Annotated in this window: 13 protein-coding genes and 2 tRNA genes; 9 read left to right on the top strand and 6 right to left on the bottom strand. The window is 64.6% G+C overall.

Going from position 1 to position 16,054, the window contains the following annotated elements; all coding sequences use genetic code 11:
* Positions 1-45: 45 nt before the first annotated feature.
* The 3 genes from V9K84_RS02025 to pcaQ form a co-directional block, all read right to left on the bottom strand.
* A complete protein-coding gene (locus tag V9K84_RS02025) occupies positions 46-486 on the bottom strand; it encodes a YkvA family protein (RefSeq protein WP_043859973.1) in 441 nt (146 codons plus the stop codon).
* A 276-nt stretch (positions 487-762) separates the two neighbouring features.
* Entirely contained in the window at positions 763-1,485 is a 723-nt protein-coding gene (locus V9K84_RS02020; RefSeq protein ID WP_054914671.1) for an FKBP-type peptidyl-prolyl cis-trans isomerase, read from the bottom strand.
* Positions 1,486-1,673: 188 nt separating this feature from the next.
* A complete protein-coding gene (gene pcaQ / locus V9K84_RS02015; protein WP_338793706.1) occupies positions 1,674-2,606 on the bottom strand; it encodes a pca operon transcription factor PcaQ in 933 nt (310 codons plus the stop codon).
* Between the two features lie 102 nt (positions 2,607-2,708).
* On the opposite strand from pcaQ, the gene V9K84_RS02010 reads away from it, so the two are divergent.
* The 4 genes from V9K84_RS02010 (at position 2,709) to V9K84_RS01995 (ending at position 7,518) form a co-directional block, all read left to right on the top strand.
* On the top strand, positions 2,709-2,912 hold the full coding sequence (locus V9K84_RS02010) for a ParD-like family protein (protein ID WP_043859970.1): 204 nt from the start codon (positions 2,709-2,711) through the stop codon (positions 2,910-2,912).
* Complete coding sequence (map, locus tag V9K84_RS02005; RefSeq protein ID WP_043859969.1) at positions 2,909-3,691, top strand: type I methionyl aminopeptidase; 783 nt, start codon at positions 2,909-2,911, stop codon at positions 3,689-3,691. The genes V9K84_RS02010 and map overlap by 4 nt, the downstream gene beginning before the upstream one ends.
* Before the next feature lie 426 nt (positions 3,692-4,117).
* Positions 4,118-4,810, top strand: coding sequence for a DUF1266 domain-containing protein (locus V9K84_RS02000; protein WP_043860023.1), 693 nt, complete (start codon positions 4,118-4,120; stop codon positions 4,808-4,810).
* Entirely contained in the window at positions 4,807-7,518 is a 2,712-nt protein-coding gene (locus V9K84_RS01995) for a molecular chaperone DnaJ (protein ID WP_088514015.1), read from the top strand. Before V9K84_RS02000 ends, V9K84_RS01995 begins: the two co-directional genes overlap by 4 nt.
* On the opposite strand, the gene V9K84_RS01990 is transcribed toward V9K84_RS01995, so the two are convergent.
* Complete coding sequence (locus V9K84_RS01990; protein ID WP_054914674.1) at positions 7,515-9,206, bottom strand: molecular chaperone HscC; 1,692 nt, start codon at positions 9,204-9,206, stop codon at positions 7,515-7,517. The two genes, V9K84_RS01995 and V9K84_RS01990, sit on opposite strands and share 4 nt — an antisense overlap.
* Before the next feature lie 206 nt (positions 9,207-9,412).
* Here V9K84_RS01990 and V9K84_RS01985 point away from each other — a divergent pair, with 206 nt between their 5' ends.
* The 3 genes from V9K84_RS01985 (at position 9,413) to V9K84_RS01975 (ending at position 13,518) form a co-directional block, all read left to right on the top strand.
* On the top strand, positions 9,413-9,937 hold the full coding sequence (locus tag V9K84_RS01985) for a sigma-70 family RNA polymerase sigma factor (protein ID WP_043860021.1): 525 nt from the start codon (positions 9,413-9,415) through the stop codon (positions 9,935-9,937).
* Between the two features lie 44 nt (positions 9,938-9,981).
* On the top strand, positions 9,982-10,944 hold the full coding sequence (locus V9K84_RS01980) for a FecR domain-containing protein (protein WP_043860020.1): 963 nt from the start codon (positions 9,982-9,984) through the stop codon (positions 10,942-10,944).
* A gap of 108 nt (positions 10,945-11,052) precedes the next feature.
* Positions 11,053-13,518, top strand: coding sequence for a TonB-dependent siderophore receptor (locus tag V9K84_RS01975; protein WP_088514016.1), 2,466 nt, complete (start codon positions 11,053-11,055; stop codon positions 13,516-13,518).
* A gap of 162 nt (positions 13,519-13,680) precedes the next feature.
* Here V9K84_RS01975 and V9K84_RS01970 read toward each other — a convergent pair.
* Both V9K84_RS01970 and V9K84_RS01965 read right to left on the bottom strand, forming a co-directional pair.
* A tRNA-Asp gene (locus tag V9K84_RS01970) sits at positions 13,681-13,757 on the bottom strand.
* A gap of 16 nt (positions 13,758-13,773) precedes the next feature.
* Positions 13,774-13,849, bottom strand: a tRNA-Val gene (locus tag V9K84_RS01965).
* A 159-nt stretch (positions 13,850-14,008) separates the two neighbouring features.
* Here V9K84_RS01965 and rdgC point away from each other — a divergent pair.
* Together rdgC and V9K84_RS01955 are read left to right on the top strand one after the other, a co-directional pair.
* Complete coding sequence (gene rdgC / locus V9K84_RS01960; RefSeq protein ID WP_088514017.1) at positions 14,009-14,929, top strand: recombination-associated protein RdgC; 921 nt, start codon at positions 14,009-14,011, stop codon at positions 14,927-14,929.
* A gap of 132 nt (positions 14,930-15,061) precedes the next feature.
* Positions 15,062-16,024, top strand: a complete 963-nt coding sequence (locus V9K84_RS01955; RefSeq protein ID WP_043860017.1) for a bile acid:sodium symporter family protein — start codon at positions 15,062-15,064, stop codon at positions 16,022-16,024.
* Positions 16,025-16,054: the final 30 nt, after the last annotated feature.

The raw sequence follows: 16,054 nt of genomic DNA, 5'->3' as shown, positions 1-16,054 counted from the left end.
CAAATATAGTACCAGCCGGCGCAGTATTGCAGGGTGTAACCGGATTTAGCGCTTTCCCTGCTCCAGGCGCAACGCTTCTGGGGTGTCGGGCAGGCGCTCGACCACGCGCAGTTTCTCGGGAGACTGACGATTGCGCCAGGCGCGAAAAGCCGCCAGCTCGCTGTCGAACGTCTTCAGCACCCAGGCCAGTACGGCGAGATCGTCGAGCAGGCCGATGCCGGGCAGCCAGTCCGGGATCGCGTCCAGCGGGCTGACAAAGTACAGCAGGCCGGCGACGATGGTCAGTAGCGCCCTTGAGCTGATGGCACGGTACTCGCCACGCCACCACGCCACGCACAGCGCCTGCAGCAGGCGTACGTCATCCTTGAGCTTGCCCAGGCTCGGGCCCTTGCGCGCCACGGCGAAGATCAGCGCTGGCAGGCGCCCCCGGCTCAACAGGCGCTCGGCCAGCGGCAGGAAACGGGCAAAATTCCAGGGTGCTTTCATACCACCTCCAACGGCAGGGCCGGGAAGGTTATCCACAGTATTTGTGGATAACCTTGTGAACAGAGGCCATTTTCAGGCTCGGCGTGCCCGCCAGGCAAGGGCCTGGGTCAAATCGGGCGTTTTTTACACACCTGTTTCATTACGCGGTCACTTTGCGAAAGCCGTCACAGTTGCGCACGCCGCCAAGGTGTGACGTCAGATCGCTCCCACGGTTCAGCCCGATCCATAAACGACAACGCCCCGTCGAGACGGGGCGTTGTGCACACAGCGGGACGCTTACTTCTCAGCAGCGTCTTCTGCTGCCTTGGCCGGGTCCTTGATGGCGATCAGTTCCAGATCGAACACCAGTACCGAGTTGGCCGGGATCATCGGGCTAGGGCTCTGTGCGCCATAGGCCAGGTCAGCCGGGATGAACAGCTTGACCTTCTCGCCCACGTGCATCAGTTGCAGGCCTTCGACCCAACCCGGAATCACGCCGCTGACCGGCAGGTCGATCGGGCTGCCGCGCTCGACGGAGCTGTCGAACACCTTGCCGTCGATCAGCTTGCCTTCGTAGTGAACAGTGACCACGTCGGTAGGCTTGGGCTGGGCGCCTTCGGCCTTCTTCACGATCTGGTACTGCAGGCCCGACGCGGTGGTGACCACGCCGTCCTTCTTGCCGTTTTCTTCAAGGAATTTCTTGCCGGCGGCGGCCGACTCTTCGCTCATCTTGACCAGGCGTTCTTCAGCACGCTTCTGCAGCGCGGCGAAGGCTTCGACCAGGTCTTCGTCCTTGATCTTCTGTTCCTTCTTGCCGACAGCGTCCTCGATGCCCTGGGCCACGGCCTTGGAGTCGAGATCGTCCATGCCTTCCTGTGCCAGGCTCTTGCCCATGTTCAGGCCGATACCGTAGGAAGCTTTCTGTGCCGGGGTCTTCAGCTCGACGCTGGTCTGCGAATCGCAACCCGCCAGTACCAGGCTAACCAGGGCAACCGCAGCCGCCAACCGATGCTGTTTCATGCTATTTCCTTGTTCATGCGCCAAAAGGGCAATCGAGTAAAGCCGCGAGCTTATCAGGCGGCCACGACCAATGGCTACCGGCATGAGAGCGACAAAAGGTCGAGAAGTTCAGCCAGGTGAAGGCTTCTTCATGCAGCCGATAAGCCAGTGGCCAGTATTGCAGCCAACGCCCCGGATCTGGATGAAATCTACGGGTAGTGTCCTTCGCGGTACTGCCCCGCCACTTCGCGCAGCACCTGGCACAACCACTGGGCCGGCAGGGCCTGTGGCAGCGCGGCATTGCTGCAGATACCCACCGAGCCACCGGGTTCGCGCACGCCCAGGTCGAGCTCGCACAGCTCGCCCCGCTGCAGGTCGACCCGCACCGCATCACGCGGGGCCACCCACACCGCATCGCTGCCCAGCACATAGCGCCGGCTCAGTGCCGGGGAAAGCGTTTCCAGACGTTGCTGCGGTTGCTCGATGGCGCATTGCACGAACAGGCTGTCGGCATGCTTGCGAATGGTGGTGCCGGCCAGGGGCAGTACCAGCGGGTACTGGCCCACCTGGTTGCGCTCGATCGGGCTGCGTGCCAGCAACGGGTGGCCGGGGCGCACCACCAGCGACATCGACTCGCTGTACAGGTGCTCGAACAGCAGGCCCTGGATCTGCGGGCTGTCGGTCATGCGCCCGATCACCAGGTCCAGCTCCCCCACGTGCAACTGCGCCAGCAGGTGCGCACTGGGGCCGGTGGCAACGCTGACCACCAGGGCCGGGTGGCGCTGGTGCAGGCGGCAGATCACTTCGGGGATGAGCAGGCTTTCGACGGTCGAGAGCACGCCGATCTTCACCTGCGGCGGCGCGTGTTCCTCGCCGCGCAGGGTACTCACCGCTTCGCGCAGGGCCTGTACGCACGGGCCGGCGTAGCGCATAAAGCGCACCCCGGCCGCAGTCAGCTCGACACCCTGCTTGCCGCGCTCGAACAATCGCGTCTGCAGCAGTTCTTCGAGCTCCTTGAGGGTCTTGGAAATCGCCGGCTGGCTGATGGCCACGGCGTCGGCGGCCTTGGCGAAACTGCCTTGACGGGCGATTTCGAGAAAGCACAGCAGGTGGCGGAACTTGATGCGGGTATCGAGGTTCATGGCCGGAGTTTATCGCAACCGCAGCCCCTTTGCGGCGCCGGCCTCGAACAACACACCAGCTATATGCTATATATACGCTTCGTATACAGAGTGAGTATTGCCATGGGTATCGTCAAGATCGATGACGCGCTGCATGAAGACCTGCGCATTGCCAGCGGCGCGGTGTCGCGCTCGATCAACGCGCAGGCCGAGTACTGGATTCGCATCGGCATGCTGGCCGAGCTCAACCCGCACATGACCTACCAGGAACTGTTGCGCCAGTTGCTGCGCCAGGAGCAGGCCAGCCTCAGGGAGCTGATCGCATGAGCGAGGTGATCCTGAAGAACCCGCAGCAGTTGGCCTTGATGCGTACCGCCGGGCAATTGCTGACGCGGGTGTTCGAGCACCTGGACGGCTTTGTCGCGCCAGGGGTCAGCACCTTGCAGATCAACGACCGTGCCGAGGCGTACATCGTCGATGTGCTCAAGGCGCGTCCGGCCAGCAAGGGGCAGTACGGGTTCAAGTATTCGCTCAACACCTCCGTCGACCATGTGGTGTGCCACGGCGTGCCAAGTGCCGACGAGGTGCTGAAGGCGGGGTCGATCATCAATGTGGACATCACCCTGGAACAGGGTGGTTACATTGCCGACTCGTCGAAGATGTATGCGGTGGGCGCCATTGCCGACGAGGCGCGGCAATTGGTCGATACCACCTATGCCGCGTTGTGGGCGGGCATTCGCCAGGTGCGGCCCGGGGCCACGCTGGGTGATGTGGGGCATGCGATACAGCGGCTTGCCGAGGGCGCGGGTTACAACGTGGTGCGTGAGTACTGCGGGCACGGCATCGGCAGGCAGATGCACGAGGCGCCGCAGGTGCTGCACTACGGACACCGCAACAGCGGGCTGGTGCTCAAGCCGGGCATGGTGTTCACCATCGAGCCGATGATCAACCAGGGCGGGCGTGGGGTGCGTACGCTCAAGGACGGGTGGACGGTGATCACCCGGGACCGCAGCCTGTCGGCACAGTGGGAGCATACGGTGGCAGTGACGGCGCAGGGGGTCGAGGTGTTGACCTTGCGTGAGGAAGAGCGGGGCATGGTCGGGTGACCGGCTCACCATCGCACTGCTGATCGGGCTTTTGATGTTCCGGTTCTTCAGGGGGGCTTGTGGGGCGCTTGGATCACCGCCCGTGCCGGATAATCTCTCGGCCCCCTTCCCGGGGAGCGATGGTTGCTCGATTTTCGAGCTTATCCAGCATGGACAGAGACGCCGAAGGCCCCTTCCGCTCTTACAGCGGCTTACTTTTTTCTTGGAAAAAGTAAGCAAAACCGCTCCGTCCAGCATCCGGCCTCCTGAAGGACGGAAAGATCAAAAGCAAAGCAACAGCAAGAGCAAGAGCAAGAAAACCAGCACCGGTAGACACCACTGCCGAAAAAATCTGGATCCAATTGCCCCACCCGCCCCGCCTCTCTACAATCCGCGCCATTACGGTCGACCCCGCCCATTCCCCGTCGACCCCGGAGCCTTCTATTCATGGAAGAGATTGAACAGCACTGGCTGTACGCCCTTTCTGCCCCCATGGCCGCCCTCAACGGCGCCAGCCTCACCTCCCCCCGTTACTTCGAAGCCGAAGGGGACCTGGACCTGAAAAAATGGTGGGGCATCAACAACCGCCGCGAGCTGCTCGACATGCTGCGCATGGCCGACACCGGCCACGCCGAAAAACTCAACGATGCCTACTGGCAATACCCTCGCCGCCAACCCAGCCAATGGCAGGCACTGCTTGACGAGCTGGGCCCGCGCGAGCGCGCCAACTATGAATTTGCCGCACGCACCTATGCCGATTGCGGCTTCGGCGGCACCCGCGCCTGGGACCTGGGCCGCATGGGCTACCTGCTGCGCGCCGGGGTGTTCGAGAACCTGATCACCGAGCCCGAAAGCCTCTGGCTGCACAGCCGCCTGGCCCTGCGCGCACGCCACTTCTACAACAGCTGGGACACCTACATCGCCGGCTACATGTTCGGCAAATCGCTATGGAACTGCTCCAGCCATGACGACGACGTCTACCCCTACCGGATCGACCGCCAGGGCGCCGAGCACTGGAACCGCTGCATCATCATGAACATGCTCAAGCGCGGCAAGGCACTGTTCGCCAGCCTGCCCTGGGACCTACCACTGGACTACCCGCCCCGGCCCGATTCGCTCGAGGAGGGCACCTGGTCATGAGTTGCTGGATAAAGCTGGGCATCGAGCCCACCAAGGACCAGGACGTCATCCGCGGCGCCTACCGCGCCCGCCTGCCGGAGTTTCACCCCGAAACCGACCCGCAGGGCTTCCAACTGCTGCGCCAGGCCTACGAGCACGCGCTCAAGCTCGCCACCCGCACGGATGACGATGACGAAGACGACGAGGACGCCGGCGAAGAACAGGCCTACGCAGAACGCCCGCCGCGCCCGCCTCGCGTGCACCCGGTCATCGCCACCTTCGCCCGCATGCTCGCCGACCCGGCCCGGCGCTACAACGTCGATGCCTGGCAGGACTACTTGCGTGAGCTCGACCAGTTGCCCCTCGAAGAACTCGAGGACGTCAGCTGGGAGCTGCTGTGGCGCCTGGAAGAAGCCGGCCAGCTGTCCAATGCCTGCGTGCAGGTGCTGGCCAAGCGCCTGGCCTGGGACAAGCAGTTGCTGCGCCTGGGCTTCGAAGAGGCGCAGGAAGTCGAGACGCTGCTGGCTCGCTTCGCCGCCCCCGACCCGTTCGACATGCGCCTGATGAACGACTGGTCTACGGCCGCGCAGTTGGAAACCCTGTGGTACCTGCGCAGCCTGGACCACCTCTACAACAACCGCCCGCTGTTCGAACTGGCCGCTTTCGCCCGGGAACACACCGTGGTCGCCCTGCCCCCGGACGCCGCACTGGTCGAACGCCTGCTGCTGCAGATCGGCCAGGCCGGGGTGGCCAGCCCGAGCCTGTACGCGCTGTGCGTTGAACGCCAGGCGCTACAACCCGACGATGTCGACGCGCTGTACCAGCAGGCCTGCCAGGCCAGCCTGCTGGGCAAGGAAGAAGAAGCGCTGTCGTGCTGGAGCCGCCTGTGGCTGGAGTTCCGCCACCCGGTGGCCGCCCGCGAGCTGCTGGACCTGTGCACCGCGCACCAGCCGCAACGCCTGCCGCTGATGATCCAGGCCTTCGACCGCCTGGCGCCGGTGCGCACCTGGCCCGACGACCTGAGCGAAGACGAACAGACCCTGGGCAGCCCGGCGCAGCGCCCGGAAACCCTGACGCGCTGGTTCCAGGCCGCGCGCCTGGAACTGGACGGCATCGCGGGGCAGTTCGTCGACTGGCGGGCCACCGATGAGCGTGAGCTGGAACTGCTCGCCAGCCTGATCGACGAACACCCGGACCCGGCCCTGCAGCGTCTGTACCGTCACGCCTGGGCCCTGCACTGCGGTGACGCCGCGCTGCTGCAACAGGTGCTCGACGAACCTAAAAGCAGCCACCTGATCGATGAACTGATCCTCGACGGCTTGCGCTACCAGGCCCAACAGCAACTGGCCTGGCTGCAACAGGCGCCGATCCCGCTGGCGATCCAGGCGTTCCTGAACAGCAACTCGCCGCACCCACAACTGCCAGACGTGCTCAAGGACGGCGCCACCACCCTGTGCCGCGACTGGCTGCGCCGCCTGCGCGCCTACGACGGGCGCACCCTGGCCCGCCTGCACGAGACCTTCAGCCCGCGCGCCATGATGCCGGTACCGTTCGGCCTGGAGATGCAATGCGAGCTGGGCGCCGCAGGCGTGGTGCTGCCTCCCGCCCCGGCCGGCGCCGAGTTGTGGCACTGGCACCGCCAGGCACTGTTCATGCTGGCCCTGGCCCAGGCGCCACAACGCTGGCTGGCGCTGGTGACGCCGAGCATGCTCGACACCCTGCAGTGCCCACCCGGCCATCCGTTGGCAAAGGTCCATACCCTGCTGCTGAACCTGCTGCAGGAACAAGGCAACCTCGATGGGCTGCTGGGCTGGCTGGACAGCCGCGACCCGCTGCAAAAAGCCATTGCCGACAGCCTGCCCGCGCCGGACCAGGCCCTGAGCAGTGCGCGCCTGCCCAGCACGCTGGCGTTGCTGGCCAGCTACCAGAAGGACGAAGAGGCCTTCGCCGACGACCTGCTGGGCATGATGCTGTTCTGGGCAGTGCTCTACCACGACCCGGCACTGGATGCCGAACAGCACCGCGTGCTGCTGCGCACCATGGCCGACATCTCCAGTGAAGAGCCGTGGTTCGAAGCCTTTCGCAGCGGCCTGATCAAGGGCGAGCCGAGCCGGCCGCCGCGCGAGAAACTCGATGCCTACGGCATGGACAGCACGGTGTTCTACCAGGTCATGGATACGCTCAAGGGCCTGATCCGCTACGGCCGTGTCGGCGTACCGCGCCTCAAGGTGCTCAAGCAGCTGCAAAAGGCCAAGGATGACCCCAGCACCGGTATCGGCCTGCGCTTTGCGCTGACCGCGGTGTTGTCCTGGTGCGAGCGCCTGCTGCTGGCCCAGGCCGATCTTCAGCCAGTATCGCCCTGGGCCTTCTGGCGCTGGAACACGCGCCTGGGCCGTGGCGCATTCGTCGGCCAGCTGATGTTGTGGTTCTTCGTCACCCTGGTGCTTGCCATCACCTCCAGCGATGCGCCCGAGGCCATGGTCAAGATCGGCCTGGGCCTGGCCCTGCTGTTCGGCACCTGCCTGCGCCGGCTGCACGACATCGGCCACGGGATCGTGGTGATGGTGCTGCTGGCTGCGCTGTCGGTAGCGCTGCCGTTCCTGCCGCTGGTGCTGGTGGTGATGCCCGGCGACGTGCTGCCCAACCGCTGGGGCGTGTCGCCGGAGCATCATGACCCCGACGCCCTCAGCGGCGGGCTGCAGGCTGTGCTGCGGCGCCTGATCGGCTAGAGGTTGAGTGCGTCCAGCGCCTCGTTCAACTGCTGGCGCTGGCTGGCGATCAGGCTGGACTGCTGGGTGGCCAGCACCTGGCTGAAGTCGCTCAGCCAGGTGCCGATCTGCTCGCGCTCATCGCCCAGGCACTGCATCCAGGCGCGCTCCAGGCGCGCCGTCAGGGTGCGGTTGGGCAATGCATCGCGCGGGTGGATCTTCAGCCCGGCCAGGCGTTGATGGCTGTTCTGGCGCGCCTCTTCATCCAGCCCGGTGGGGCTGCGGTCGATGCTGTGGCTGTGGCGCTTGCCGGTGTCCACCAGGGTCACGTCGACTTCGAGCAGGCCGTTGATGTCGTAGCTGAAGCGGATGTCCAGTGACTGGATCTTGTCCATCGGGGTCAGCTCGACGACGAAGCTGTCGATGAAGATGTTGTCACGCACCCACGGCCGCTCGCCCTGGTAGACCTCGACGTTGATGGTCTTCTGCTGCTCGTGGGAGGTGTAGAAGCGCTGCACCCGCGAGGTCGGTATCACCGTGTTGCGCTCGATGATCGGCGAGAATACCCCGCTGATGTTGGCGCCGCGGGTGGTCTCGATGCCCAGGGTGTAGGGGCATACGTCGGTCAGGATCAGCTCTTCGATGGCCGAGTCGCGGGCCTTGCAGGCCGCCTGGCTGGCAGCGCCCAGGGCGACGATGGTGTCGGGGTCGAGGTGGCGGTACGGCAGGCGGCCGAACAGCTTGGCCACCATCTGCTGCACCACCGGCATGCGCGTGGCACCGCCCACCAGCACCAGGCTGTCGAGGTCGCGCGGGCTCAGCCGCGCGTCGCGCAGGGCCTGCTCGATGGGCGCGCGCACCCGGCCCAGCAGCGGCTCCCAGATCGTCTGCGCGCCCAGCTCGTCCAGGGTCCACTCGCGGGGCTCGCCGGCACCCTTCCAGTAGACCGTCTGCGGGCCTTCGCCCAGCTTGCACTTGAGCAGTTCGATGCTGTCGTACAGGCTCGCCAGCGCCTGCGGTTCGACGCTGGACAGGGTCATGCCCCAGTCCTTCAGGCAGGCCTGCAGCAGCGCTTCGGTGAAGTCTTCGCCGCCAAGAAAGTTGTCGCCGGTGGAAGCATGCACCTCGATCAGCGGCAGGGCGTATTCGAGCACAGTGACGTCGAAGGTACCGCCCCCCAGGTCGAAGATGAGTGTGCGCTCGAATTTCTGCTCGTGCAGGCCGTAGGCCATGGCGGCGGCAGTCGGTTCGTTGATCAGGCGCTGCACCTTGAGGCCCGCCAGCTCGGCGGCGAACACGGTGCGCTTGCGCTGTTCATCGCTGAAATAGGCCGGCACCGAAATCACCGCCTCGTGCACTGCGCAGCCCAGAAAGGCCTCGGCGTCGTGCTTCAGCGAGCCCAGCACCAGGGCCGACAGCTCTTCGGGGCTGAATGCCTGCCCGCCCAGCTCCAGGCGCTTTTCGCTGCCCATGAAACGCTTGAATGCCGCGACGCTGCGATCGGGGTGGGTGGTCAATCGCGAACGGGCGGCGCGCCCCACCAGGATGCTGCCGTCGTCATCGATACTGACCACCGAGGGGGTAAGCACCTCGCCAAGGGCATTCGGGATCAGTTGGGCACGGCCTTGCTGCCATACGGCGATCAGGCTGTTGGTGGTGCCCAGGTCAATGCCCAGCAAGGGCGCGGCGGCGGGGGTTGCATCCTGCATATGAGGTCTCTGGCAGTGGTCGTCATCGGCCAGCGGCCGGAGCTCGCCCGGCCTGCTGAAAGGCGCCCTACTTTAACTGAACCCCCCACCTCGACAAACAACGAATGCACACACGGCGAAAAAGGCCTGACCTGTAAAAAAACATATCTATGATAGTCATTCTCATTTGAGATAAGCTTGCGCATTACGTCGCACGAGCACAATGGATGTCCACCCCAACCTCCGCCGTCAACCCGCTGGTCAGCGCCTTCCAGGAGCATTACGCCGACCTTCTGGCGTTTCTTGCACGGCGCATGGGCAATGTGGAAAAGGCCGCGGACGTGGCCCAGGACACCTACCTGCGACTGGCCAGCCTGTCCGATACGGCGCAGATTCTCGAACCGCGTGCCTTTGTCTTTCGCGTTGCCAGCAACCTTGCCATCGACCGCCTGCGCCAGGAACAGCGACGCTCGGCGCTGCATGACGACGTCAGTGACAACCTGGACGTATGCGACCCCCTCGCCTCCCCCGAGAAGCAGTTCCTGGCTGCCGAAGCGATCGAACAACTGGACCGCAGCCTGGCCCAGTTGCCCAGCAAGGCGCGCCTGGCACTGCTGCTCAATCGCCTCGAAGGCTTGACCCATGCACAGATAGCCGTGCGCCTGGACGTGTCCGAAAGCACGGTGGGCAAGTACATTGTGCAAGCCATGCGGCACTGCCGCGATTGGCTACGTCAGTCGGAATCTATTTAGAATGCCCGGTACGCCCCCTCTGAAGGTTTCAGCAGCCCCTCATCATGACTAGACCCAACCCTTCCCAACCATCCCCTGTCGAGCTGGAGGATCAGGCCATCGAGCAGTGGGTGATGCTGATGTCGGGGAATGCCAGCGAGTCGGATCATGCCGCGTTTCGCCAGTGGCGACAGCGCAGCCCGGCGCACGAAGCAGCGGCGCGGCTGGCCGAGCAGATGTGGCACGGGGTAGCGCAGACGGCCACCGCGCAATCCTTCGTGCCGCCAGCGCCCCAACGCCGTGCAAAACCCTTGCGATGGGCTGCGCTGGCCGCCGGGCTGGCGGTGCTGGCCGTGACCCAGTTGGGGCAGCCAATGAAGGTGTACATGGCCGACCAGTCGACCGCCGTCGGCGAACGCAGGCACCTGGTGCTGGAGGATGGCAGCGAGGTCTGGCTCAACAGCGCCAGCGCACTGTCGGTGCGCTATTCGTCCACGCGTCGCGATATCGACCTGATCAAGGGCGAGGCGCTTTTCCAGGTCAGCAAGAACCCGGCGCGTCCATTCGTGGTGCATGCCGCTGCAGGCACGGCCCAGGCACTGGGCACCCGGTTCGACGTGAACCTGCTCGAACAGCAGGTGCGGGTCGGCGTCAGCGAAGGTGTGGTGCAGGTAACGTCCGGTGGCCAGAGCGCGCGCCTGGAACCGGCCCAGCAACTGGACTATGCCCAGGGCCTGCCACCGTCCTCCACGCGCCCGCTGGACCTGACCAGTGATTCGGCATGGCAGCGCGGCAAGCTGATCTTCAATCGACGCCCACTCGACGAGGTGGTCAGCGAAATCGGGCGCTATGTACCCGGCGCACTGGTGGTGACGGGGCAATTGCCGAGCACGGCGGTGAGCGGGGTGTTCAACCTGGACGACGGTGCCCAGATGTTCAGTACCCTGGCGCGCACCCAACCGCTGCGGGTCGTGCAACTGCCGTGGCTGACCCTGGTGATGAACCGCGAGAGCGTCGAAGAAAAATAAATCCGGATTTTGTTGGCAAGGTTGACGGCAATGAATCGTCGTTGGTTTGAACGCGAATACTTCTCATAAATATCGCTTCTTACCAACATTTGACGACGGACGATTTCAATGCAGGCGCTTTCCAACGCTTTTCCGTTCAGTGGCCGTACCCTGACGCTGGCCATCGCTCTGACCCTGGGTGGCGGGGTGCCGCTGACCCTGCCGCTGGCCCACGCAGCCGAAACCACCACGCGCCTGACCCTGAACCTGGCGCCCCAGGCGCTGGACCGGATGCTCACTCAACTGGCCGACCAGGCCAACGTACGTCTGGTGTTCAACTCCAGCGACCTGGCTGGCCGGTCCGGCCCGGCCCTGCAGGGTGCCTTTACCCTGGCCCAGGCCCTGGACCGGTTGCTGCAGGGCAGCGGCCATACCTGGCAGTTGCTGGACGGTCAGACCCTGGTGCTGGAAAAACTGCCTGCCGCCGATGCGTCCGTGGTGCTGGGCGCCACCAACATCGACAGCCGCGCAACCGAATCGGCCTACGGCCCGGTCGACGGGATCGTGGCCAAGCGCAGCGCCACCGGCTCCAAGACCGACACGGCCCTGAGCGAGATCCCGCAGACGATCAACGTCATCACCCAGGACGAAGTGAAGATGCGCGGCGCCCAGTCGGTCACCGAGGCCCTGCGCTACACCGCCGGCATGACCGGTGGCGGCTTCGCCGACCGGGTGAAGGTGTTCGATGAACCCACCTCCCGCGGCTTCTCCCCCACCCCGCTGTACCTGGACGGCCTGCACCTGCCCTACAGCGGCGGCAGCACCGGTGGCTCGCTGCAGATCGACCCCTACACCCTGGAGCGCATCGAAGTGCTCAAGGGCCCGGCGTCGGTGCTGTATGGCCAGAACCAGCCGGGCGGCATCGTCAACATGGTGAGCAAGCGCCCCACCGCCACGCCGCTGCATGAAGTGGTCATCGGTGGCGGCAGCTACGATCGCAAGTACGGGGCCTTCGACCTCGGAGGCCCGATCGACGATCAGGGTCAGTTCCTCTATCGCCTGACCGGCGTGGTCAACGACAGCAACTCGCAGATCGACTACGCCGACCAGAACCGCATGCTGCTGGCGCCCAGCCTGACCTGGCTGGCCAACGAGCGCACCACCGTCACGGTGTTCGGCCAGTACCAGAAAGACCGCGACACCCCGGAAGCCCAGGGCCTGCCGGCCAAGGGCACGGTGTACAGCACCGCCAACGGGCGCATCAGCCGCAGCCTGTTCATCGGCGAGCCGGGCCTGAACAAATATGACCGCGAGCAGTTCGTGGTCGGCTACGAGATCGCCCACGAGCTCAACGACACCTGGACCCTCAAGCAGAACGCACGCTACGCCGACCTCGACGACCGCTACGTCGCGCCACTGCACGGCTATTCATTCGGCCCCAACCCGGTCACCGGCGCCAACGACTTCAGCTATCAGGCAGACCGCTTCGGGGTGGACTGGGCGCAGCACAACCGGGTCTACGGCATCGATAGCACCGCCCAGGCCAAGTTCAAGACCGGCGAGCTGGACCACACCCTGCTGCTGGGGGTGGACTACTACCACTTCAACTCCGAGTTCCTCGGCCGATACGACCGTCGCGGCCCGGGCATCGACCTGTACAAGCCGGTCTACGGCAGCAAGTTCACTTTCACCCAGCCTTACCGCTGGGACAACACCATTACCCAGACCGGCCTGTATGCCCAGGATCAACTGCTGTGGAACAAATGGTTCCTGACCGTGGGCGGCCGCTATGACTTTGCCGAAACCGACAACAAGACGCCGCTCAACGGCGGCCACACCAACCAGAAGGATGAAAAGTTCACCGCGCGTGCGGGGCTGGGCTACTCGTTCGACAACGGTGTGACGCCCTACGTGAGTTACGCCGAGTCGTTTTTGCCGCTGTCCGGTGTCGACGCCAACGGTTCGGGTTTCGACCCCACCAACGGCAAGCAGTATGAAGTGGGCATCAAGTACGAGCCCAGGTCGATCGACGGTTTCATCCAGCTGTCCGCCTACCAGATCGACCAGGACAACATGCTGACCAACGACCGCGACGACCCGAGCCTGAGCGTGCAGAGCGGCTCGGTGCGTTCGCGTGGTGTCGAGCTGGAAGGCAAGGTCAATGTCACCAACAACCTGAGCGTGCTGGCTGCGGTATCACGCAACCAGATCAAGTGGCGCAGCATCAACGACGGCCGCGAAGGCCGTACCCTGGCCATGCAGCCACCGCTGACCGCTTCGGCGTGGGTCAACTACGACTTCGACGTTTCCACCGTACTGGCCGGGTTCGGTGTGGGCCTGGGCGCGCGCTATGTGCGCAGCAGCTACGGTTCGGACTACGTGGGCGACTCTTTCCAGATTCCGTCCTACACCGTGTATGACGCCATGGTGTCCTATGACCTGGAAAAATCGCCGCTGCACGTCAAGGGCGTGAAGCTCAAGGCCAACCTGCAGAACCTCACGGACGAGAAGTACGTGGCGGCCTGCAATGGCGGGCTGGACTGCTATTACGGCGAAGGCCGCACCCTGAGTGCAGACGTGACCTACAACTGGTAAGACGGCGCGAGGCTGTCTGGAAAAGGCGCCCTCAGCGGCGCCTTTTTCGTTGTTGGAGGGGATGCGTGGCAGGCGCGGCCAAACGCCAGGCACAAAAAAAGCGACCCTAAGGTCGCTTCGTTTGTGGCTTCAGGGAGTTCAGTGGGCCCTGAAGCTAATATATGGCGCAGCGGACGGGACTCGAACCCGCGACCCCCGGCGTGACAGGCCGGTATTCTAACCGACTGAACTACCGCTGCGCGATACACTGAGAAGTGGTGGGTGATGACGGGATCGAACCGCCGACCCTCTGCTTGTAAGGCAGATGCTCTCCCGGCTGAGCTAATCACCCTTCGTCTCGGTGTGGCGCGCATTCTACGGAGCACCTCACACTCTGGCAAGCACTTTTTTAAAATTATTTTTCAGGCCTTCCAATGACTTAGCGGGCTTGGCCTGAACACGCCGCTCGGAGAATAATGCCCTCCTTATGTACCGAGGAGAGATGCACCCCATGTGGTTCAAAAACCTGCTGCCCTACCGCCTTACCCAGGACATCCAGTTCGACGCCGAGGCGTTGGAAACCGCACTGGCCAGCAAGCCGGCGCGCCCCTGTGCCAGCCAGGAGTTGACCACCTACGGTTTCGTCGCGCCCTTCGGCAAAGGCGAAGATGCGCCCCTGGTGCATGTCAGTGGCGACTTCATGCTGATCGCGGCACGCAAGGAAGAACGCATCCTGCCTGGCAGCGTGGTGCGTGATGCGGTCAAGGAGAAGATCGAAGAGATCGAAGCCGAGCAGATGCGCAAGGTCTACAAGAAGGAGCGCGACCAGATCAAGGACGAGATCATCCAGGCCTTCCTGCCCCGCGCCTTCATCCGTCGTTCGATGATTTTCGCCGCCATCGCGCCCAAGCAGGGCCTGATCCTGGTCAACTCGGCCAGCGCCAAGCGTGCCGAGGACCTGCTGTCGACCCTGCGTGAAGTGATGGGCTCGTTGCCGGTGCGCCCGGTGACGGTGAAGATCGCCCCAAGCGCGACCCTGACCGACTGGGTCAAGTCGCAGAAGGCTGCGCCCGACTTCTATGTGCTGGACGAGTGCGAGCTGCGCGACACCCACGAAGACGGCGGCATCGTACGCTGCAAGCGCCAGGACCTGACCAGCGACGAGATCCAGCTGCACCTGGGTACCGGCAAGGTGGTGACGCAGCTGTCGCTGGCCTGGCAGGACAAGCTGTCGTTCGTGCTGGACGACAAGATGGTGATCAAGCGCCTGAAGTTCGAAGAGCTGCTGCAGGACCAGGCCGAGGAAGACGGCGGCGAAGAGGCCCTTGGCCAGCTGGATGCAAGCTTCACCCTGATGATGCTGACCTTCGGCGACTTCCTGCCGGCGCTGTTCGAAGCGCTGGGTGGAGAGGAGATCCCGCAGGGGGTCTGATCGTCTGCTCTCTATATAGAGGCCCTGCGGGCCTCATCGCCGGCAAGGCCGGCTCCTACGGGGATCTTCATCGCCTGCAGGAGCCGGCCTTGCCGGCAAATGGGCCACCACAATAACAAGGAGCATCCCAACATGCGCGCCCTCGCCGCCCTCAGCCGCTTCGTCGGCAATACATTCGCCTGGTGGGTGCTGCTGTTTGCCCTCCTGGCCTTCTTCCAACCCGCCTGGTTCATCGGCCTCAAGGTCGCCATCGTGCCGCTGCTGGGCCTGGTGATGTTCGGCATGGGCCTGACCCTCAAGGTCGAAGACTTCGCCGCCGTGTTCCGCCAGCCCTGGCGCGTGGCCCTGGGCGTGGTCGCCCACTTCGTGATTATGCCGGGCGTGGCCTGGCTGCTGTGCCAGCTGTTCCACCTGCCCGCCGAAATCGCCGTGGGCGTGATCCTGGTCGGCTGCTGCCCAAGCGGTACCTCCTCCAATGTGATGGCGTGGCTGGCCAAGGGCGACCTGGCCCTGGCCGTGGCAATAGCCGCCGTCACCACCCTGCTCGCCCCGCTGCTGACCCCGGCGCTGATCTGGCTGCTGGCCTCGGCCTGGCTGCCGGTCTCGTTCATGGAGATGTTCTGGTCGATCCTGCAACTGGTGATGCTGCCGATCGTGCTCGGCGTGCTCGCCCAGCGCCTGCTCGGCCCGCGCGTACACCTGGCGGTGCAGGTGCTGCCGCTGGTGTCGGTGGTGAGCATCGTGCTGATCGTGTGCGCGGTGGTGGCGGCCAGCCAGGCCAAGATCGCCGAATCGGGCCTGCTGATCATGGCGGTGGTGATCCTGCACAACACCTTCGGGTTCGCCCTGGGCTACGTCACCGGCAAGCTATTCAAGCTGCCGCTGGCCCAGCGCAAATCCCTGGCGCTGGAAGTCGGCATGCAGAACTCCGGGCTGGGCGCGGCACTGGCCAGTGCGCACTTCTCGCCCCTGGCGGCGGTGCCCAGCGCGCTGTTCAGCGTGTGGCACAACATCTCCGGTGCGCTACTCTCGACCTGGTTCCGGCGCATGGAAGAACCCGTCGCCGAAACGGCAGCGGTCGACGCCACGCGTTGACCGCCACTTGCCCCCCGGCAAGGAAATGTG

The sequence above is a fragment of the Pseudomonas sp. AE27 genome (genome assembly GCF_037113495.1).
Taxonomy (GTDB): Bacteria; Pseudomonadota; Gammaproteobacteria; order Pseudomonadales; family Pseudomonadaceae; genus Aquipseudomonas; species Aquipseudomonas palmensis.
The sequence above is the reverse complement of the archived record's forward strand: the minus strand, read 5'-3'. Positions and strand labels throughout refer to the sequence as shown.

What these genes read in the sequence shown, in the direction of transcription:
- V9K84_RS02025 (WP_043859973.1), bottom strand. Translation starts at nt 486, where the DNA reads ATGAAAGCACCCTGGAATTTTGCCCGTTTCCTGCCGCTGGCCGAGCGC.
- rdgC (WP_088514017.1), top strand. Translation starts at nt 14,009, where the DNA reads ATGTGGTTCAAAAACCTGCTGCCCTACCGCCTTACCCAGGACATCCAG.
- V9K84_RS01985 (WP_043860021.1), top strand. Translation starts at nt 9,413, where the DNA reads ATGTCCACCCCAACCTCCGCCGTCAACCCGCTGGTCAGCGCCTTCCAG.
- V9K84_RS01955 (WP_043860017.1), top strand. Translation starts at nt 15,062, where the DNA reads ATGCGCGCCCTCGCCGCCCTCAGCCGCTTCGTCGGCAATACATTCGCC.
- pcaQ (WP_338793706.1), bottom strand. Translation starts at nt 2,606, where the DNA reads ATGAACCTCGATACCCGCATCAAGTTCCGCCACCTGCTGTGCTTTCTC.
- V9K84_RS02020 (WP_054914671.1), bottom strand. Translation starts at nt 1,485, where the DNA reads ATGAAACAGCATCGGTTGGCGGCTGCGGTTGCCCTGGTTAGCCTGGTA.
- V9K84_RS01995 (WP_088514015.1), top strand. Translation starts at nt 4,807, where the DNA reads ATGAGTTGCTGGATAAAGCTGGGCATCGAGCCCACCAAGGACCAGGAC.
- V9K84_RS01990 (WP_054914674.1), bottom strand. Translation starts at nt 9,206, where the DNA reads ATGCAGGATGCAACCCCCGCCGCCGCGCCCTTGCTGGGCATTGACCTG.
- V9K84_RS01975 (WP_088514016.1), top strand. Translation starts at nt 11,053, where the DNA reads ATGCAGGCGCTTTCCAACGCTTTTCCGTTCAGTGGCCGTACCCTGACG.
- V9K84_RS01980 (WP_043860020.1), top strand. Translation starts at nt 9,982, where the DNA reads ATGACTAGACCCAACCCTTCCCAACCATCCCCTGTCGAGCTGGAGGAT.
- V9K84_RS02000 (WP_043860023.1), top strand. Translation starts at nt 4,118, where the DNA reads ATGGAAGAGATTGAACAGCACTGGCTGTACGCCCTTTCTGCCCCCATG.
- V9K84_RS02010 (WP_043859970.1), top strand. Translation starts at nt 2,709, where the DNA reads ATGGGTATCGTCAAGATCGATGACGCGCTGCATGAAGACCTGCGCATT.
- map (WP_043859969.1), top strand. Translation starts at nt 2,909, where the DNA reads ATGAGCGAGGTGATCCTGAAGAACCCGCAGCAGTTGGCCTTGATGCGT.